This is a genomic window from Lentzea kristufekii (assembly GCF_033949925.1).
GTDB classification, from domain to species: Bacteria; Actinomycetota; Actinomycetes; order Mycobacteriales; family Pseudonocardiaceae; genus Lentzea; species Lentzea kristufekii.
In genome coordinates this window covers 256,703-275,100 of sequence record NZ_JAXAVV010000002.1, presented here as the reverse complement: position 1 = coordinate 275,100, position 18,398 = coordinate 256,703, and the positions used below count along the sequence as shown (strand labels likewise).

General features: G+C 70.3%; 22 protein-coding genes. 14 read left to right on the top strand and 8 right to left on the bottom strand.

Annotated features, from left to right (window positions below; translation table 11 throughout):
* The first annotated feature begins 6 nt into the window (after positions 1-6).
* Positions 7-567 (top strand): ester cyclase, encoded by a 561-nt coding sequence (locus tag SK571_RS04830; protein WP_319982810.1) that lies wholly within the window; start codon positions 7-9, stop codon positions 565-567.
* Here the strand turns inward: SK571_RS04830 and SK571_RS04825 are convergent.
* Both SK571_RS04825 and SK571_RS04820 read right to left on the bottom strand, forming a co-directional pair.
* Complete coding sequence (locus SK571_RS04825) at positions 564-1,169, bottom strand: response regulator transcription factor (protein WP_319982809.1); 606 nt, start codon at positions 1,167-1,169, stop codon at positions 564-566. The two genes, SK571_RS04830 and SK571_RS04825, sit on opposite strands and share 4 nt — an antisense overlap.
* Positions 1,166-2,128 (bottom strand): sensor histidine kinase, encoded by a 963-nt coding sequence (locus SK571_RS04820; RefSeq protein ID WP_319982808.1) that lies wholly within the window; start codon positions 2,126-2,128, stop codon positions 1,166-1,168. Before SK571_RS04820 ends, SK571_RS04825 begins: the two co-directional genes overlap by 4 nt.
* Before the next feature lie 111 nt (positions 2,129-2,239).
* On the opposite strand from SK571_RS04820, the gene SK571_RS04815 reads away from it, so the two are divergent.
* Positions 2,240-2,728 (top strand): GlcG/HbpS family heme-binding protein, encoded by a 489-nt coding sequence (locus tag SK571_RS04815; RefSeq protein WP_319982807.1) that lies wholly within the window; start codon positions 2,240-2,242, stop codon positions 2,726-2,728.
* A 24-nt stretch (positions 2,729-2,752) separates the two neighbouring features.
* On the opposite strand, the gene SK571_RS04810 is transcribed toward SK571_RS04815, so the two are convergent.
* Positions 2,753-3,139: a hypothetical protein gene (locus SK571_RS04810; protein WP_319982806.1), complete on the bottom strand. Its 387-nt coding sequence runs from the start codon at positions 3,137-3,139 to the stop codon at positions 2,753-2,755.
* 96 nt (positions 3,140-3,235) lie between these two features.
* Between SK571_RS04810 and SK571_RS04805 the strand changes: the two genes are divergently transcribed.
* Both SK571_RS04805 and SK571_RS04800 read left to right on the top strand, forming a co-directional pair.
* Positions 3,236-4,060 (top strand): class II glutamine amidotransferase, encoded by an 825-nt coding sequence (locus tag SK571_RS04805; RefSeq protein ID WP_319982805.1) that lies wholly within the window; start codon positions 3,236-3,238, stop codon positions 4,058-4,060.
* Positions 4,061-4,137: 77 nt separating this feature from the next.
* Complete coding sequence (locus SK571_RS04800) at positions 4,138-4,716, top strand: DUF4360 domain-containing protein (protein ID WP_319982804.1); 579 nt, start codon at positions 4,138-4,140, stop codon at positions 4,714-4,716.
* Positions 4,717-4,730: 14 nt separating this feature from the next.
* Here SK571_RS04800 and SK571_RS04795 read toward each other — a convergent pair whose 3' ends face one another.
* Positions 4,731-5,396 carry a hypothetical protein gene (locus SK571_RS04795; RefSeq protein ID WP_319982803.1) on the bottom strand — a complete coding sequence of 222 codons (666 nt, stop codon included), beginning with the start codon at positions 5,394-5,396 and terminating at the stop codon, positions 4,731-4,733.
* Between the two features lie 194 nt (positions 5,397-5,590).
* Here SK571_RS04795 and SK571_RS04790 point away from each other — a divergent pair, with 194 nt between their 5' ends.
* The gene (locus SK571_RS04790) at positions 5,591-6,025 is read left to right on the top strand and encodes a cupin domain-containing protein (RefSeq protein ID WP_319982802.1); all 435 of its coding nucleotides are present in this window, start codon (positions 5,591-5,593) and stop codon (positions 6,023-6,025) included.
* A complete protein-coding gene (locus tag SK571_RS04785) occupies positions 6,022-6,354 on the top strand; it encodes a cupin domain-containing protein (RefSeq protein ID WP_319982801.1) in 333 nt (110 codons plus the stop codon). The genes SK571_RS04790 and SK571_RS04785 overlap by 4 nt, the downstream gene beginning before the upstream one ends.
* 48 nt (positions 6,355-6,402) lie before the next feature.
* Here SK571_RS04785 and SK571_RS04780 read toward each other — a convergent pair whose 3' ends face one another.
* On the bottom strand, positions 6,403-8,127 hold the full coding sequence (locus SK571_RS04780; protein ID WP_319982800.1) for an L-aspartate oxidase: 1,725 nt from the start codon (positions 8,125-8,127) through the stop codon (positions 6,403-6,405).
* A gap of 111 nt (positions 8,128-8,238) precedes the next feature.
* Between SK571_RS04780 and SK571_RS04775 the strand changes: the two genes are divergently transcribed.
* On the top strand, positions 8,239-8,835 hold the full coding sequence (locus SK571_RS04775) for a phosphoribosylanthranilate isomerase (protein WP_319982799.1): 597 nt from the start codon (positions 8,239-8,241) through the stop codon (positions 8,833-8,835).
* Positions 8,836-8,850: 15 nt separating this feature from the next.
* Here SK571_RS04775 and SK571_RS04770 read toward each other — a convergent pair whose 3' ends face one another.
* A complete protein-coding gene (locus SK571_RS04770) occupies positions 8,851-9,213 on the bottom strand; it encodes a DUF4406 domain-containing protein (protein WP_319982798.1) in 363 nt (120 codons plus the stop codon).
* A gap of 49 nt (positions 9,214-9,262) precedes the next feature.
* On the opposite strand from SK571_RS04770, the gene SK571_RS04765 reads away from it, so the two are divergent.
* Complete coding sequence (locus SK571_RS04765) at positions 9,263-10,003, top strand: DeoR/GlpR family DNA-binding transcription regulator (RefSeq protein ID WP_319982797.1); 741 nt, start codon at positions 9,263-9,265, stop codon at positions 10,001-10,003.
* A gap of 2 nt (positions 10,004-10,005) precedes the next feature.
* On the opposite strand, the gene SK571_RS04760 is transcribed toward SK571_RS04765, so the two are convergent.
* The gene (locus SK571_RS04760) at positions 10,006-11,148 is read right to left on the bottom strand and encodes a HEAT repeat domain-containing protein (protein WP_319982796.1); all 1,143 of its coding nucleotides are present in this window, start codon (positions 11,146-11,148) and stop codon (positions 10,006-10,008) included.
* Between the two features lie 49 nt (positions 11,149-11,197).
* Here SK571_RS04760 and SK571_RS04755 point away from each other — a divergent pair, with 49 nt between their 5' ends.
* The 6 genes from SK571_RS04755 (at position 11,198) to SK571_RS04730 (ending at position 17,737) form a co-directional block, all read left to right on the top strand.
* Positions 11,198-12,559 (top strand): cytochrome P450, encoded by a 1,362-nt coding sequence (locus SK571_RS04755; protein ID WP_406601950.1) that lies wholly within the window; start codon positions 11,198-11,200, stop codon positions 12,557-12,559.
* A gap of 186 nt (positions 12,560-12,745) precedes the next feature.
* Positions 12,746-14,479, top strand: coding sequence for a S8 family peptidase (locus SK571_RS04750; protein WP_319982794.1), 1,734 nt, complete (start codon positions 12,746-12,748; stop codon positions 14,477-14,479).
* A gap of 68 nt (positions 14,480-14,547) precedes the next feature.
* Positions 14,548-15,189, top strand: coding sequence for a hypothetical protein (locus SK571_RS04745; RefSeq protein WP_319982793.1), 642 nt, complete (start codon positions 14,548-14,550; stop codon positions 15,187-15,189).
* Positions 15,190-15,205: 16 nt separating this feature from the next.
* Entirely contained in the window at positions 15,206-16,108 is a 903-nt protein-coding gene (locus SK571_RS04740) for a LysR family transcriptional regulator (RefSeq protein WP_319982792.1), read from the top strand.
* Between the two features lie 69 nt (positions 16,109-16,177).
* Positions 16,178-17,173: a YeiH family protein gene (locus SK571_RS04735; RefSeq protein WP_319982791.1), complete on the top strand. Its 996-nt coding sequence runs from the start codon at positions 16,178-16,180 to the stop codon at positions 17,171-17,173.
* Positions 17,174-17,203: 30 nt separating this feature from the next.
* Positions 17,204-17,737 (top strand): cysteine dioxygenase family protein, encoded by a 534-nt coding sequence (locus SK571_RS04730; RefSeq protein ID WP_319982790.1) that lies wholly within the window; start codon positions 17,204-17,206, stop codon positions 17,735-17,737.
* Here the strand turns inward: SK571_RS04730 and SK571_RS04725 are convergent.
* Entirely contained in the window at positions 17,724-18,338 is a 615-nt protein-coding gene (locus tag SK571_RS04725) for a TetR/AcrR family transcriptional regulator (RefSeq protein WP_319982789.1), read from the bottom strand. The genes SK571_RS04730 and SK571_RS04725 overlap by 14 nt on opposite strands.
* Positions 18,339-18,398 lie beyond the last annotated feature (60 nt).

Genomic DNA, 18,398 nt, shown 5'->3' with positions numbered 1-18,398 from the left:
GTGCCGATGTCATCCCGTTTCGTCCTGCCGGCCGAGGAAGTCCTGCGGGCCCGCGAAAAGCTCGTGCTCGACCACTTCCGCGACGAGGTGGCGCACGACTGGGACGCCACGCTCTCGACGTTCCCGCACCCGCACTACGAGATCATCGCCCAGATGGTCGTCCACGACGGCGACAGCGCCGTCCGGCAGTACTACACCGACACGCGCGTGGCGTTCCCCGACCAGCACCACGAGCTGATCTCGTTCCGGCACAGCGTCGACGCCGTGATCGTGGAGTTCTGGCTGATCGGCACGCACCTCGGGCCGTTGGGCAAGATCCCCGCGACCGGTGGCAAGCACCGCACCCGGATGAACGCGTACTTCATCTTCGACGAGAACGAGAACCTCGTCACCGAGCGGATCTACTTCGACCAGCTGAGCGTGCTGAAGCAGGTGATCAGCGGGATCGACCGGAAGAAGCCGAGCGGGCTGCGCAAGCTGCTGCAGGTGTTGCGCGGGATGCTCGCCATGTCCGGCAGCCGGCCGGATCAGCGGCTCACGAGGACAACGCCTCCGGACATCGGCTAGAGCCGGATCAGCTTGCGTTCGACGGCGGTCGTCACGGCCGCCGTCCTGGTCTCCACGCCGAGCTTCACGAAGATCCGCACCAGGTGCGTCTTCACGGTGGCCTCGCTGATGAACAGCTCCTTCGCGATCTCCCGGTTCGACAGGCCGCGGGCGAGGTGCTCCAGGATCTGCACCTCGCGCTTGCTGAGCTTCGGCGCGGGGCCGCGCACCTGGCGCAGCAGCCGTTGCGCGATGTCCGGCGAGAGCACGGTCTGGCCCGTCGACGCCGTGCGCACGGCCTCGGCCAAATCCTCCGGAGCGCAGTCCTTGAGCAGGTAGCCGATCGCGCCCGCCTCGACCGCGCGCACGATGTCGGCGTCCGAGTCGTAGGTCGTCAGCACCACGACCTGCGGCGGCTTCTCCAGCGCGCGGATCCTGCGGGTGGCCTCCACGCCGTCGATGCCCTTGCCCAGCTGGAGATCCATCAGCACGACGTCCACAGTGGACGCCCTGGCCACCGACTCCTCACCAGTTGCGGCCTCGACCACCTCGAAGTCGCGCGACAGCAAGCCGACGAGTCCGAACCGGACCACCGGGTGGTCGTCCACCACCAGCACCCTCATGGCGTCGGCACCGTCACGGCCACCGCGGTCCCCTCTCCTGGCGCGCTCTCCACGGACACCGTGCCACCCAGCTCGGTGATGCGCCCGCGGATGGACGCCAGCCCGTAGCCGCGGCCGTCCGCCGCCTTCACCTCCGCCGGGTCGAAGCCGCGGCCGTCGTCCACGATGTCCAGCGTCACCGCGTCTCCCAGGTACGACAGGGTGATCGCCACCCGGCTGGCTGCCGCGTGCTCGGCGACGTTCGCGACCGCGCCCTGTGCGACCCGCAGCAACGCCACCTCCGTCTGCACGCTCAGCGCGTACGGATCGCCGTCCACCTCCACGTGCGGGCAGAGCCGATGCAGCGCGTCGACGAGCGTGCCGTGGATCGGCGACAGGTCGCGGACGAACCGCCGCGCCTCGCCCAGGTTCTCCCGCGCGACCTCGGCGGCCTTGTCCGTCTCCCCGAGCGACAGCAGCAGGTTGATGCTGGAGAAGCCCTGAGCCAGGGTGTCGTGGATCTCGCGCGCGAGGCGCTGGCGTTCCTCCAGCACCCCTGCCTCGTGCAGCAGCCGGGCGCGGTCGAAGAACACCGCCGCCGTCAGCACCGCGACGCCGACGGGGCCGAGCACCAGCGACCAGTCGAACGTCGCCGCCAGCCTGATCTGGGCCAGCACGACGGCCGCGGTCAGCACGGCCGCGATCGGCAGCGCCACGCGTGGCCTGAGCTGGCGCAGGCACTGGAAGAACAGCGGGATCGCGCACCAGCCGAAGCTCGGCGCCAGCCACACCAGCACCAGCCACACGGCGAGCACGAGCGGCAGTGCCCGCGTCCACCGCACGCTCGCGGGGTAGACGAGCCCCAGCGCGAGAGCGAGGCCGAGCACGAGGAGATCGGCGCCGTGGTACGCGACGTACCGCGCCGCCGACGCCGTCAGCAGCACGTAGAAGCCCGCGTGCATCGCCCTGTGCAGCCACACGTCGGCGACTGTAGGCGAGAGGCGCACCGCCTCGGGTCAACCGATGGGTTGAACCGAAGTTCAACCGTCACCACCAGGGAAAGCCGCCCGGACCAGAGCACCGTGGTGGCCATGGACCTCAAGAAGATCGCAGTCGCCACCCTCGTCGTGCTGAGCATCGGCGGCGGCTACGCGGCAGCCGACCAGCGCACCACCACCCGCACGGAGAAGGTGCTGACCATCGACGCGGCGATCAGGGCCGCCCAGGCCACCCTCGACGCCGCCGAGAAGGAGAACCAGCGCGTCACGGTCGCCGTCGTGGACCGCAGCGGCGACGTCGTGGTGCTGCTCGCCGGCGACGGCGCGGGCCCGCAGACGGAGGAGTCGGCACGCCGCAAGGCGTTCACCGCGGTGTCGTTCAACGCCCCGACCTCGGAACTCGCCGGCCGCGTCACGGGCCAGGGCGCGACGCTGCGGGACATCCCCGGCACGTTGTTCCTGGGTGGCGGCGTGCCGGTGGCGGTCGACGGCACGTCCGTCGCGGGCATCGGCGTCGGCGGCGCGCCCAGCGGCGACCTGGACGAGAAGTACGCGAAGGCCGGTCTCGCGACCCTGAAGTGAGCTGCGAGGACCGATCGGCGCCGGTCAGCGGCGCCGGTCGGTCGCGGCCCAGCCGGGAGGAGCGATCCGCTCGGTCGCCTCGGGGTCGATGGCGTGCCGGGCCACGTGCCGGCCGGGCTTCGGCTTCTTGCCCATCAGCATGAGCGCGACGGCCACGATCAGGCCGATGGTGGCGAGACCGGCGGCGACGGCGCGGGCGGCCGGGTGTTCGAGGATCAGGGTGCTGATCGTCAGGGCGAGCACGAGCGCGGCGATCGGGCCGATGACGGCGAGGTCGGAGCGTTCCTCGGGTTCCGGGGCGGGCTCGGCCGGGACCGGCACCTGCGCGACGGGCGCGTACACCTCGATCGTCTCGAAGTTCCCGCGCGGCTGTTCGTAGGGCGGGGGCCGTAAGCCGGGAGGGACCGTCACCCCCGCCATGCTGCCCGAGGGGGCGCGTCGCCGCAAACCTCCCATTCCGGTCTGCTACGTGTTCCCATGTAGCGCTGGGTGTTCAGGAGGTTCGACATGTGCAGGTGGCTCGCGTATTCCGGTTCGCCGGTCTTGCTGGAGGAACTGCTCTACACGCCCGAGAACTCGCTCGTCATGCAGTCGAAGCACGCCCGGCTGGGCGCGACGGCCGTGAACGGTGACGGGTTCGGCATCGGCTGGTACGGCAGCACGAGCACGCCCGGCCTCTTCCTGAGCACCGAGCCGGCGTGGAACGACCGCAACCTGCGGGAACTGTCCGCGCAGATCACCGTCGACCGGGTGTTCGCGCACGTGCGGGCCTCCACGGGCGGGGCGGTGCAGCGGTCGAACTGCCACCCGTTCCGGCACGGCAGCTGGTTGTGGATGCACAACGGGCTGATCGCGAAGTTCCCGCTGGTGCGGCGCGAGCTGATGCTGGCGATCGACCCCGTGCTGTTCCCGCTGATCGAGGGGTCGACGGACTCGGAGATCATGTTCTACCTGGCCGTCAGCTTCGGGCTGGAGCAGGACCCGCCGGCCGGGATGGCGCGCATGGTCGAGTTCGTCGAGGACGTCGGCCGGCGGGCGGGCGTGGAGTACCCGGTCCAGATGACGGTCGCGGTCACGGACGGCTCGACGACCTGGGCGTTCCGGTACTCGAGCCGGGGCAAGTCGCGGTCGTTGTTCCACAGCACCGACGTGTCGACGCTGCGCCGCCAGTACCCGGACAACCCCGCGCTGCACCACCTCACCGACGACTCGCGGCTGATCGTGTCCGAGCCGCTGGGCGACCTGGTCGGGGCGTGGCAGGAGGTGCCGGAGTCGACGTGCGTGGTGGTCAGGACCGGCGTCGAGGAGGAACTGCTGCCCTTCAAGCCGTGAATCGTCAGGGAACCGTCAGGCGCATCGCCGCTACCGTCTGAGGCAGCCGCCGCCACGACTCCTCGGAGAGGTTTCCCATGCTCACCACGGCAGCGGCAGCACTCGTCGCCCTGTCCGCTCTGGCACCGGCCGAGCAGCCGGCGCCGTTCCTCGAAGTCGTCACCGTCAACGGTTCGGGCTGCCCGGCCGGCGACGCCGACGTCCAGACGGACGACAGAACCTTCACGATCGGTTACCACACCTTCCTGGCGCGGGCGGGCAGCGGCTCGTCCCCGCTCGACCAGCGCAAGAACTGCCAGGTCAACCTGCGGGTGAACGCGCCGCAGGGCTACACCTACGGCCTGGCGCGGACCACCTACGAGGGCTACGCGCACCTGCAGGACGGCGCGACCGGGCTGAGCCGGATCAGCACCTACCTGCAGGGCACCTCGCCCACCGCGACGGTGACCCGGACGTTCACCGGGCCGTTCAGCGGCGACTGGCAGAACCGCTACCGCCCGGACGCGGCCGAGATCCAGTGGGTGCCGTGCGGCGAGAAGCGCAACATCAACATCAACGCCGAGGTGCGCGTCACGCTCGGTTCCGCGGACCCCGACCGGCTCAGCTTCGTGATCGTGGAGTCGAGCCGGGGCGTCGTGCGGACCAAGCGCTGCTGAGACGCTCCTGACGATCAGGACGCGAACGCCCGGTGCAGGACCACCCAGACCTCACCGGGCCGTTCGAGCGCGCCGGGGAACCACCCCGGCGCGATGGCGTCGGCCAGTTCGTCCGAGCGCTCCAGCAACGTGGTCACCGCGGGTTCACCGACGACGACCACCGCCGACCAGTCCACGCAGGCCAGCAGGTGGTCCTGGGAGACGCCGAACTTCTCCTCCAGCACCACCATCAACTCGTGGCCGGTGTTCGGGCCCGCGTCGACCTCGCTGACGTCCGGCACCTCGACCTCCTCCGAGGGCTCCTCCTCGTCCTCGGGGTCTTCCTCCGCGTGGTGCTCCGACCAGACGTGCTTGCTGATCGAGTGGATGCTGGAGATCAGGCCGTCCGTCTGCTCCTCGGTCATGATCAGCGTGATCGAGCGCCCGTCGGTCAGCGTGAAGGTCAGCTCGACCTCGGGAACGTCGCCCGCACCGGGGATCGCCTCGGCGTGACCGGCCACCTCGCCCGCGGGCAGGGGGTCGGCGGGACTCTGCCGGCACATCCGCAGCGACGGCAGGTTCGCGGCCATGTCGACGACGAGCCGGGCGGCGGTGAAGAACGCGTCCTTGTCGCGGAACTCCTTGCGGCTGCTCGCGATCGTGCGGCCGATGCCGGTGGGGTCGACCCGCGCCTCGACCACGCCGCTGCGCGTCCCACGTCGCGAAGACCGTCATGCCGTTGGCCATGCGCTTGCGGTAGTTCTCCTCGTGGCCGTGGCGGGACAGCTCCCAGCCGGCGACCGACTCCGGCCAGTCCTCCTCGGACAACGATCTTCCTCTCGACGGGGAATTCCGACGTTGTCACAAAACAGTGGGCTGTGTGGTCTGTTCTGACATGAGCCGCGAACACACCCATCAGCTCGACAACCCCGACAAGAGCGGCCCGCCGCCGAAGATCGAGGTCATCGGCACCGTGCCGGGAGCGCCGCAGATCCCGGACGGCGCCGAGGCCATGACGATCCTGGTGACGCTGCCGCCGTCAAGCCCAGGAGCGCCGCCACACCGGCATTCCGGGCCCGCGTACGGCTACGTCGTGAAGGGCGCCATCGTCTTCGAACTGGAGGGCGAGCCGGAGCGGGTCGTCCGCGCGGGCGGGACGTTCTGGGAGCCGGGCGGCGACGTCATCCACTACCAGGACGGCAACCACCTGACGGACGAGGAGTCCGCTTTCGTCGTCACGATGTTCTGCGCGCCCGGCCAGCCGATGCTGACCGTCGTGGAGCCGGACGAGCTGGAGGCGCGCAAGCACCTCAGGGCGCCCCGGCCGTGAAGGCGTCGCTGAACGCGTTGGCGCGCAATCATCTCGGCATCGCCCGCGACGCTTCGAGCGGGCGCAGCGCCGCCACCGTCCACGGTGGACACGAGGCGGCGTTGCGGCAGACGGTGATGGCGTTGCGCGCGGGCGAGCACCTGCACGAGCACGAGCACCCCGGCGAGGTGACCGTGCAGGTGCTGCTCGGCCACGTCCGGCTGGTGGCCGGGCCGGACTCGTGGGAGGCGTCGCCCGGCGACCTGCTGACGATGCCGGAGCGCCGCCACCGGGTCGAGGCGTTGGAGGACAGCGCCTTCCTGTTCACCACGGCGTTGCGGCTGCCGTGACGAGCACGAGGGGCGGGGAAGGCTGAACTGCTCCCCGCCCCTCGGTGGTCACTCGACCAGCTTGCCGGCCGTGTCGACCTCGCGCATCAGCGACGCGATCTCGTCCGGAACCGGAGGGATCTCCTCCCGGACGACCTGGCCGGGGCCCGCCCAGACGAGGTTCACCTGCTGCGCGGGATCGAGGTCCGGGTGGTCGGACCGGTTGTGGCAGCCGCGGGTCTCGCGGCGTTCGAGCGCGCACTCCAGGGTCGCGCGGGCGGAGAGCGCCGAGGCCTTGAGGTCGAAGGCGTGGGCGAGGTCCTGGAAGCCGGCGAGGTCGGGGTGCACGCCGACGTCGCGGATGCGGTTCTCCAGCTCGTCCAGCTCGGCGAGGCCCTTGCGCAGACCGGCTTCGTCGCGGACGACGCCCGCGTGCTCGGTCATGGTGTTGCGCAGCGCGCGTTGCAGGGCACGGACGTTCTCCGGGCCGTCGGCGGCGAGCAGATCGTCCACTTCGGACCGAGCCTCGTCGAGCGCGGCGCGCGAACGCCGTTGCGCGTCCAGTGAAGTGGAGTACTCGGCCGCCGCCTCGCCGACGATCCGGCCGTAGACGAGCAGTTCGATGAGCGAGTTGCCGCCGAGCCGGTTCGCGCCGTGCAGGCCGCTGGACGCCTCGCCGATCGCGTACAGGCCCGCCACGCCCGTCGAGTGGTCCTCAGGCGACACCCACACGCCGCCCATCGAGTAGTGCGCGGTAGGCGCGATCTCGACGGCCTCGCGGGTGATGTCCTTCATCTGCAGTTCGAGCAGCGTCTGGTACACCCTGGGCAGCCGTTGCATGATCTGCTCGCGCGGCAGGTGCGACACGTCCAGCCACACGCCGCCGTTCGGGGTGCCGCGGCCCTCCTTGATCTCCGTGTACGCGGCGAGCGCCACCCTGTCGCGTGTGGACAGTTCCATCCGCTCCGGGTCGTAGCGGGCCATGAACCGCTCGCCGGAGGCGTTCGTCAGGACGCCGCCCTCACCGCGGGCCGCCTCCGAGACCAGGGTGCCCGCCGCGTTCTCCGGTTCGAGCAGGCCGGACGGGTGGAACTGCACGAGCTCGGGGTCGCGGATCCTGCCGCCCGCGAGCACGGCCAGGCGGAACGAGTCGCCGGTGTTCTCATCGCGGCGGCTCGACGTGCGGCGCCAGATGCGGGTGTGCCCGCCGGCCGCGAGGATCACGACGTCCGCGTGGAAGACGTACCGCGTACCGGTGTTCAGGTCGAACCCGTACGCGCCGAACACCACGTTGTCCTGCACCAGGATCCGCGTGATGTAGCAGGTGTCGTGGATCGGGATGCCGAGCTGCGTGGCCCGGTTCACGAGCGTGCGCTGGATCTCCAGCCCGGTGTAGTCGCCGGCGAACGACGTGCGGCGGAACGTGTGCGCGCCGAAGAACCGCTGCGAGATGCGCCCGTCGGCCTCCCGCGCGAACGGCATGCCATAGCGTTCGAGGTCCTCGATGCCGCGCGGCGCCTGCTCGGCCACGACCCGCACGATCTCCGGGTTGGCGAGGAGGTAGCTCTCCTTGATGGTGTCCGCCGCGTGCTGCTGCCACGTGTCGGACGGGTCCATCGTGGCCAGCGCCGCGTTGATGCCGCCGGCGGCGAGCGCGGTGTGCGCGTCGGCCTTGGGGCGCTTGCCGACGACCAGGACGTCGACGCCTCTCTCCGCGAGTTCGATGGCGGCGCGCAGTCCCGCGCCACCGCTGCCGATCACCAAAACCGATGTGGCTAGCTGATGTTCAGTCATCACGGCCTCCGTTGCCCGTCTCTTCCATTAAGTAGGACCGGGCAGCGCATCGGCTTGTGACTGTTAGCTGCGCGACAGTGCGTTCGTGGCCACATCGGTAGGATCGGTGGTGTGTTCGTGAAGCTGTGCGGTCTGCGCACCGAGTCCGATGTCACCGTCGCGGTCGGGACGGGGGCCGACGCCGTCGGGTTCGTGCTCACGACCAGCCCGCGCCAGATCGACGTCGACCTGGCGGCGCGGCTCGTCGCCGAGGTGCCGGCGGACGTCCTCACGGTCGCCGTGGTGCGCGGGATCCCGGCCGCCGAGGCGGGCGAGATGGCGCTGAAGACGGGCGTGCGCGCGTTGCAGCTGCACGGCGACTACCCGAAGGAAGCGTTCGACGAACTGGCCGAGTTGCCGTTCGGACTGGTGAGGGCCACAGCGCTCGGGCCGGAGACCGACGTGCGCACCGGAGCGTTCGGCGAGGAACTGCTGCTGATCGACTCCCCCGTCGCGGGGTCGGGCGAGCAGTGGGACATCACGCGGCTCGCCGGGAACCCGCCCACCGGCAAGTGGGTGCTGGCGGGCGGGTTGTCACCGGAGACGGTCGCCGGGGCTATCAGCGTCGCGCGGCCGTGGGGCGTGGACGTGTCCAGCGGCATCGAGTCGAGCCGCGGCGTGAAGGATCACGGCCGGATGCGCGAGTTCGTGCTGGCCGCACGCGGCTAGCGGCATGGCCAGGTCCTAGGCGGCGCGGTAGCCGGGGACGTCCTCGACCCGGTGGTAGACCGGCAGTCCGCGCTCTCGTGCGATCCGCACGTCCTCGTCCGCGCCGGTCGACTCACCGGGCAGTCGCAGCACCGCCTCGCAGTGCCGCAGCAGGCGTTCCGCGGTCGGGTACATGATCTCCGACGCGATCAGGTCGGTCGGCGAGCTGCCGCCGGCGCCGCGCAGCACGGGCAGCGCCACCCACTCGCCGATCATCGGGACGTGCCCGCTGCGGAACAACGGCCACGCGGCCTCCTCCAGCCGTTCGAGGTTGCGCGCCATCAACTCGGGGTCGTCCCCGGTGCCGGAGCGGTAGGGCCCGGCGATCAGAATCAGCATGCATCCGACCATAATGTGCAACACTCGGCAAAAACAAGGAGAAACGTGCATGTTGGCTGCCCAGCGTCGTGACCTGCTGCTCGAACGACTGCGCACCGACGGCCGGATCGTCGCCAAGGACCTCGCCGCCGAAGTCGGCATCTCCGAGGACACCATCCGCCGCGACCTGCGTGATCTCGCGGCGGCCGGCCTCTGCCAACGCGTGTACGGCGGCGCACTGCCCGTCTCCCCCGCTATCGCTGACTACGCAACGCGTCAGGGCGTGCAGGTCGATGGCAAGCAACGAGTTGCACGGGCTGTGGCAGCGTTGATCGAACCGGGCAGCACCGTGATTCTCGACGGCGGCACGACCACCCTTGCCGTCGTGCGCGCTCTACCGCTCGATCTGCACGCCACGGTCGTCACGCACAGTCCGACGATCGCGAGCGCGTTGGAGGAGCACCGGGACGTGGAGGTCTACGTCATCGGAGGGCGGCTCTTCAAGCACTCGATGGTCGCGTGCGGCGCCGCTGCTGTGGAAGCCGCACGGAACGTGCACGCGGACCTCTTCTTCCTCGGCGTCACAGGCGTGCATCCGGAAGCGGGCCTCACGACCGGTGACGCAGATGAGGCCGCGATGAAACGCGCGCTCGCCCACCAGGCGGCGGACACCTACGTGCTGGCCAGCTCGGAGAAGATCGGCACGGCGTCAAGGTTCTCCGTGCTGCCGTTCGCCGAGGTCGCCGGTGTGATCACGGACGCGGACAACGAGACGGTGCGCGCACTGGAGGTACCCGTCGTCCAGGCCTGACGTCAGAGGACGATCTGCAGATAGCCCTTGGGAGAGCCGTAGGTGCGGCCGCACCGGGTCAGCGCGAGCACGCCGTGGCCCTCGACGTCACCTTCGAAGTAGCGCGGGTTGACCGACAGCTCCTCGGCCACGTCGGTCGCCCAGATGTCCTCGAGGTCGTCGTTCTCGTCGCTGGTGTCGTGCGGCAGGCACCAGCCGTCCTCGACGTCCAGTTCGCCGATCTGCTCCTCTTCCTTGAACGCGTCGTAGTAGCGGACGATCTCGCCCTGCCGTGCGACGCACCACACCGTCCAGCCGTCGCCACAGCTCTCGCCGTAGTGGTGCGCCTCGCCGAAGACGGCGCTCAGCACCGCGCAGATCTCGGTCACCGGACGGGTTCCGTGCTCGAACGGCTCGCCGAACACCAGCGTCCAGCCGTCCCACGCGCCCGTGACGTAGACCCTGGCGCATCGGACGTGCTCGCCGTCCTTCTCCCACGCGTGGTGGTCGTTGTTCCAGGCCTGGGCGCCCAGCACCTTCGTCACCGGCACCGGGTCCCGCAGGCCGCAGACGCCGAGAACGGCCGCCTGGTCGTCGGTCCTGATCGCGTACCAGCCGCCGCAGAGGTGCATCTCGTCGACGCTGTCCACGTCGTCCTGGAGCTTGTAGCCGATGAACCGGTCGACCACCCTGCGGTCCTGCGGCAGGAACGCGTCCGGGCCGGCGACCTCGGCGATGCCGATCAGTGCGCCCCTGCGCAGCGCGCCTTTGGCCGTGCGGCGCGTTTCCTGCAACAACGGCAGCACATCCGCGCCCATGGTCCCGAACGCCCACAGCGCTTCCCGCTGCGCGTAATGGTCCTCGTCGGCGAGAAGGGGCAGGAGCGCGGTGGCGTGCCGGAGCGCAATCTCGCCGCGGAACATGCTCGCCGCCGCCCGGCGGATGCCGTGGTGCGGGTGCCGCAGCAGGCCGAGGTAGACCTCGTCGTCCGCCTTCGCCAGGGAGAACACCCGGTATCCCCGGCTCACGACCTGGCTGTCGTCCGACGTGGTGATCACGTCCACCAGCCCGCCGAACGTCGAGATCCCCTGCTCGCGCGCGAAGTCCTCGACCTCGCTCCTCCAGCCGTCGTGGTCCATGCGGTCGAGCAGCGCCCGGATCTCCATGGCGCGGCAGGCTACTCGGTGATCCCAAGTGGACTCCCCGTTCGGCCGGATGGGCGAGACCTTGACTCACAGCGGCCTACTGGGCACGCTGCGAACCGTGACGAGCCTGGCTGAGGAGCACGTCAAACCGGCGGTGCGCTGGAGCATCGGCCACGCGCTGCCGCGTGCCGTCCTGCGCCTGGCCGCCCGCCGCGGCGACCTGCAGGGCCGCATCACCGTCGAGGCCTCCACCGGCGCCGACCTGACGGGCCTGTTCGACGAGATCCGCGCCCGAGGCCCGCTCGCCGCCACGAAGATCGGCCACACCACCACGCGGCACGAGGTCGTCAAGGCGGTCCTGTCCGACGACGCGTTCGTGACGGCCCGCCCGCGCTTCGGCGCCGGCATCCTCGGCAAGCTCGCCGCGTGGTCCGCCACCGAGGTCATGCACCCGGTCCAGCCACCGTCGCTGCTGGCCGTCGAGCCCCCGGCGCACACCCGCTACCGCAAGCTCGTCACCCGCGTCTTCACCGCCCGCGCCGTCGAACAACTTCGTGTCCGCACCCAGCAGATCGCCGACGACCTGCTCGACGGTCTCGACCCCACCAGCCCGGTCGACCTGATCGAGACCTACTGCGGCCTGCTGCCGGTCACCGTGATCAGCGAGATCCTCGGCGTGCCACCACAGGAACGCGCGACCGTCCTGGCCCTCGGCGCGGCCGCCGCGCCCAGCCTCGACCTCGGCCTGTCCTGGCGCGTGTTCCGCACCGTCGAGACGACGCTCAGCTCGTTCGACGCCTGGCTCTCCCGTCACCTCGACGCCCTGCGCGCCAACCCGGGCGACAACCTGCTGAGCCGCCTGATCACGGCTCGCGAGGACGGCGTGGGTCTGTCCGAACGCGAGCTGAAGGCCACCGCGGGCCTGGTGCTGGCCGCCGGCTTCGAGACCACCGTCAACCTCCTCGGCAACGGCATCTCGTTGCTCACCAGGCATCCCGCGCAACTGGAAGCCCTTCGCGCGCAACCTTCGTCGTGGGCCAACGCCGTCGACGAGGTGCTGCGCCACGACCCGCCGGTCCTGCTGACCGGCCGCATGTGCGCCCGCGACACAACGGTCGCCGGCGTCCCCGTGCGCCGAGGCCAGCTCGTCACCACCGTGCTCGCCGGAGCCAACCGCGACCCGTCCGTGTTCGAGGACCCGTCGGCGTTCGACGTCAGCCGCGCCAACGCGCGCGACCACGTGTCGTTCGGCGCCGGCCGCCACTACTGCCTCGGCGCCCAGCTCGCGCGCATGGAGGGCGAGATCGGGCTGCGCACCATCTTCGAGCGCTTCCCGGACCTGGCACCCCTTCCCGGCGCACGCCGCCGTCCGACCCGCATCCTGCGCGGCTTCGAACGCCTGCCCACCAGCCTCACCACGATCGGCGGGTGAGGACGGACCCGGCCGGGCGCGTCCTCGACGACACACGCCTGACGTGCGACGTTCGTAGTGAGCCGAACGGGGCATCTTCGAAATGCCGCGTCCCGAACGCCCTTCAACCTCCTCTAAGGACTCTGACGGGCCCCTGCACCCGCGCGAAGTGCGCGGGCATCGCCCGCTTAGGAGTTGGAGGAATCCGTGTTCCTGGGTTCACGATCTCGTCTGCGCGCCGCGGTCATCGCCGCGGCCGTGGGCGCCGGTGTGCTGGCGGCAGCTACCCCTGCCGCTGCCGCACCCGCCGCGGGTACGCGTGCTTACCTGGTCATCACAGCGCCCGGTGCCACGGCCGGTGCCGCGACGGCTGTGGGCAGCAACGGTGGCACCGTGTGGACGAGCTACGACGCCATCGGCGTCATCGTCGCGCACTCGGGTGCCGCTGACTTCGCCACCAAGATGCGCGCCATCAGCGGTGTGCAGAAGGTCGGTGCCACGCGCACGAGCGACATCCCGGCCGAGGCGGCGAATCCGCCGATTCCCGCCGCGCCGACGCAGAGCACTCCGGCGGCCGGTGAGCCGTTGCGCACGGACATGACCCAGATCGGTGCCGACAAGGCGTGGGCGATCAACACGGGGTCGTCCAGCGTCACGGTCGGTGTGCTCGACACGGGAGTCGACGACCTGCACGCCGACCTCAAGCCGAACTTCGACGCGGCCAACTCCGCCTCCTGCGCCTACGGCAAGCTCGACACCCGTACTGGTTCATGGCGTGCCAACACCGCCACCACCCCCATCAGCTCCCACGGCACGCACGTGGCCGGCACGATCGCGGCGGCCAAGAACAACCTGGGTATGGTCGGCGTCGCTCCTGGCGTGAAGATCGCCTCGGTGCGCGTCTCCGAGGGGGCGAAGGACTTCTTCTTCCCGGAGAACACCATCTGCGCCATGGTCTTCTCCGGTGACCGCGGCTTCGAGGTGACCAACAACAGCTACTACACCGACCCGTGGCTGTTCAACTGCCCGGACAACGCCGACCAGGACGCGATCCTCGAAGGCGTGAAGCGCGCGGTGGCCTACGCCGAGGGCAAGGGCGTGCTCAACGTCGCGGCGGCGGGCAACTCGAACTACAACCTCGCGAGCAAGACCAGCGACTCGACCAGCCCCAACGACTCCACCGCCGTGCAGCGCACCATCACCAACGCGTGCCTGAGCGTGCCGACCGAGGTCTCCGGCGTAGTCAGCGTCGCGTCGATCACCTCGGCCAACGTCAAGTCGTCGTTCTCCAACTACGGCACCGACAAGATCCACATCGCGGCGCCCGGCAGCGACGTCTACTCGACCCTGCCCGGCGGCAAGTACGGCAACCTGTCCGGCACGTCGATGGCCTCCCCGCACGTCGCGGGCGTCGCCGCGCTGCTCAAGTCGACCAACCCCACCGCCACCCCGGCCCAGCTGCGCACGCTGCTCGCAACCCAGGCGGACGACCTGAACTGCACCGACAGCCGGTGCAGCGGCACCACGGCGAAGAACAACTTCTTCGGTGAGGGCCGCGTGGACGCGCTGGCGGCGGTCGGCGGCACCCCGCCCGGCGGCAAGGAGTTCGAGAACACCGCCGACGTGCAGATCCCGGACAACGGCGCGGCCGTGACCAGCCCCGTCACGGTCTCCGGCATCACCGGCAACGCCCCGGCCACGCTGAAGGTCGACGTCAACATCGTGCACACCTACCGAGGTGACCTGGTCGTCGACCTGGTCGCCCCGGACGGCACGGCGTACAGGCTCAAGGGCTCCAACGGTGATTCCGCCGACAACCTCGTCGCGACCTACACGGTCAACGCGTCGAGCGAGGTCGCGAACGGGACCTGGAAGCTGCAGGTCAGGGACGTCGCGGCGCAGGACGTCGGCTACGTCGACTCCTGGAAGCTGACCTTCTAGAACGGCATTCGGACGAACCTCGGCGGCCACGGCTAACTAACGTCCCTGCCTGCAGCGATAGCAGTGACGTGGAACCCGATCTGTGGTCGGCGGCCGCCGAGGCCCTCGACGAGCACGAACACGCCCTCGTGATGGCCCGGCTGGCAGGCACGATCGTCGGCCCCGGCCAGACCGAGCGCCTGGCCAGGGGCGAACGCGACGTCGTGTTCCTGCTGCCCGACCGGCTGGTGCTCGTGCGGCCGGAGCCGTTCTGGTCGGGTTCGTACGACCGCAAGCAGATCGTGCGCATCATGCTCGCCGCCGGGCACGTCCAGTTCGACGTGACCGGCGGCGACAGCCTCGAGTTCTGGATCGACACCGACCTCTCCCCCGCCGAGCCGTTCGTCGAGCAAGCCCAGAACTGGCTGGCCCCGCGCAAGAGCTCGGCCAGCGGCGCGGTCATCGGGTTCGGGCTCGCGATCATCATCGCGTTCCTGTTCGTCCTCGGGCCGGTGGACCTGATGCCGTCGGACGGCAGGCTCACCGTCAAGTCCAGCTGCGGCGACTTCCTCCGTGCGGGCGTCGACGAACAGGTCGAGCTGCTCAGACGGCTCTTCGGGCAGGTCGGCACGCCCGCCGAGGCGGACAAGCCGACGACGCTCGACGCCTCCCGGCGGCACTGCGGTGAGCACAACGGCGCGACGCTCGACTCGCTCGTCACCGGGAAATGACCCCTACAGTGCGAGGGTGTTCGACACCCGCCAGCTCGAGGTCTTCGCGACGGTAGCGAAGACCGGCTCGTTCAGCGCCGCCGCGCGGCTGCTGCACTGCTCCCAGCCCGCCGTGAGCCAGCAGATGCGCGCGCTGGAGCGGCAGGTGGGCGGGCCGCTGTTCGTGCGGACGGGCCGGGGACTGCACCTCACCGAGGCCGGCCGGATCCTGGCGGAACGCGGGTCGGACCTGCTGGACCGGCTGGCGACGACCCACCAGCAGGTCAGCGCGATAGCCACGCACGACATCGGCACGATCCGGATCTGCGCGTTCCCGAGCGCCAACGTGTCACTCGTGCCCGCGGCGGCGGCGATCCTGGCCGAGGAACGGCCTCAGCTGCGGCTCGAGCTGGTCGAGGAGGAGCCGCCGGACTCGTTCGCGCTGCTCCGGCGCGGTGAGGTCGACCTGGTGCTGAGCTTCAGCTACCTCGACGAACCGCAGGACGAGGCCACCGTGAACGGCATGCTGAGCGTGCCGTTGCTGCGGGAGCCGCTGGCGTTGCTCGTGCCCGCCGGTCATCGGCTCGCCGGCCGCGAGCGGGTGTCGCTGGCCGAGGCGGCGGAGGAACGCTGGATCGCCGGTTGTGTGCGCTGCCAACGCGCGCTGCACCAGGCGTGTGCGGCCGCTGGGTTCGTCCCGGACATCACCTGCTCGACCGACGACAACCTGGCCATCCAGAGCCTCGTCACCGCTGGTCTGGGCGTCGCGCTGGTACCCAGGCTGCTGCTGTCGTTCCTGCAGCACCCCGGTCTGACCGCGGTCGAGGTGGAGTCGGCGGCGCAACGGCTCACCTCGCTCTACACCTGGCCGGACCTCATCCAGCTGCCGATCATGCGCGCGACCGTGGACGCGTTGATCTCCGCGTCGGCCAAGGCATAAGCGCGCCTTATGGGCCTCCAAGAAATGGTCATCTACTGCGCATAGCCCGTGCTGGTCATCGTTACCGGTATGGGCATCGTCAGGACGACTCCGCGCACGGCCGACTCGGTGTTGCCCGGTCTCGCGCTGGTCGCGGCCGGTGTCGCGGTCGCGATGGTCGTGTCCTGGCTGCAGCCCTCGGTCAGCGCGCTCACCGTCGCGGTGCTGCTCGGCGCCGTCGTGGCCAACGTCGTGACGCTGCCGCCGTCGGTCACCCCGGGGATCAAGCTCGCCGGACGCCGCCTGCTGCGCCTGGGTGTGGTGCTGCTCGGGTTGAAGCTCGTGTTCCAGGACGTGCTGAAGCTCGGCTACGAGATCCTGCTGCTCGCGGTGATCGCCGTGGTCGTCACGTTCGTCGTGACGCGCTGGCTCGGGCGGGTGCTCGGAGTCAGCGAGGGCCTGTCGCTGCTCATCGCGACCGGGTTCTCGATCTGCGGCGCCTCCGCGGTGGCCGCGATGAACAGCGTCCGCCGGCAGGACGAGGAGGACGTGGCCAAGGCGCTCGGCCTGGTCACGCTCTTCGGCACCGTCGCGATGTTCGGCCTGCCCGCGTTGTTCCCGCTGACGGGCCTCACGCCCGCGCAGTACGGGGTGTGGGCGGGTGGCAGCGTGCACGAGGTCGCGCAGGTCGTGGCCGCCGCCGGACCTGTCACCGGCGCTCTGGCCATCGCCGTCGCGGTGAAGCTGACGCGGGTCGTGCTGCTGGCACCGATGCTCGCCGCCGTGAGCTTCGCCGAGCGCCTCAAGTACCCGACGTCCGGGCAGCGCCCGCCGATCGTGCCGTTGTTCGTGCTCGGTTTCCTCGCGATGGCGGCTGTGCGGGCGACCGGCCTGCTGCCCGACGTCGTGCTGTCGGCGGCGACGTTCGTGGACAACGTGCTGCTGGCGGCGGGCATGTTCGCGCTCGGCACGGCGGTGCGCCTGCGTTCCCTGATCCGCTCCGGCCCGGCGGTGCTGCTGCTGGGCCTGCTCTCGACCACGGTGATCGTCGTCCTGGTGCTGACCGGCACGGTGTTGATCGGCTGATCTCCGCTTTCCTCAGAGGAGGACCCGCTCATGACGCACAGCCTGCTCTCCCCCACGGCCACGCTCCTGGTGGGCTCGCTCCGGGCCGCGATCGCCGGCGGTGGCGACGACGAGGCCGTCGCCGCTCGGGTGGCGCGGACCCTGGAGGGCCACCTCACCGACCCGTTCCTGCTGAGCGCGGCGCAGCGGGAACCCGACCCGAACGCCTACCGCCAGCACGTCCTGCACGTCGAACCGGACGGGAGCTTCTCGGTCGTCGCGCTGGTGTGGTTGCCGGGCCAGGAGACCTGCATCCACGACCACGTCTCGTGGTGCGTCGTCGGCACGTACGTCGGCGAGGAGGAAGAGACCACCTACCGGTTGCGCGGCGATCGGCTGATCCCGTTGCGCGTCAACAAGACCCCGGAAGGCGTGGCGTCCTACCTCGTGCCGCCGGGTGACATCCACAAGGTGTGCAACAACTCCAGCTCCGTGGCGATCTCGATCCACGTCTACGGGGCCGACGTCAGCATCCTCGGCACGAGCATCCGGCGGCGCTACGACCAACCAGTCAGCGGGCGATGATCCCCCGTTCGATCGCACCGGTGGCGAACTCGACGAGCTGAGCCGGCTTGACCCGGTTGATGTGGGCGCCCTGCAGCAGCAGGTCGTCCGCCAGGCCGATCAGCGAGTCCCACACCCAGTGCGGCAGCGCGGGATCGTCGATCAGCTCCTGACCGCACGCCTCGGCGGTCTCCTTCAACGCCTTCGCGAGCGCTTTGAGCGTCTTGCGGTAGTCCTGGGCCGATCCGGCGACCTCCTTGCCCCTGCGGCCGCCGGAGAGCACCTTGGCCTCCCACTGCGCGGCCGACCGCCCGAACCGCCGCCACAGGTCGGTGATCTGCGGCTCGACCTCCTTGAGCACGCCCGCGATGCCGAGCCCGCGGTCGACGGTGGCGAGAGTGCGCTGCAGCTCGTCCAGGCGCCGTTCCATCAACGCCGCGAAGACGTCCTCCTTGCCGGAGAAGTACTGGTACACGGTGCCGGAACTGACACCCGCGCCGACCGCGATCGCGCGCATGGTCAGGCCCGCGTAGCCCTGCTGTTCGAGGATCAGCTCGGCGGACGACAGGATGTCGCGCCGCCTGCCCTCCGCGTCCCCCCAGGCCGTTTGCTCGGTGCTCACGGCGTTCAGCCTACTTTGAACAACGTTCAAAAGCATATTGAACGTTGTTCGGTTTGCTCG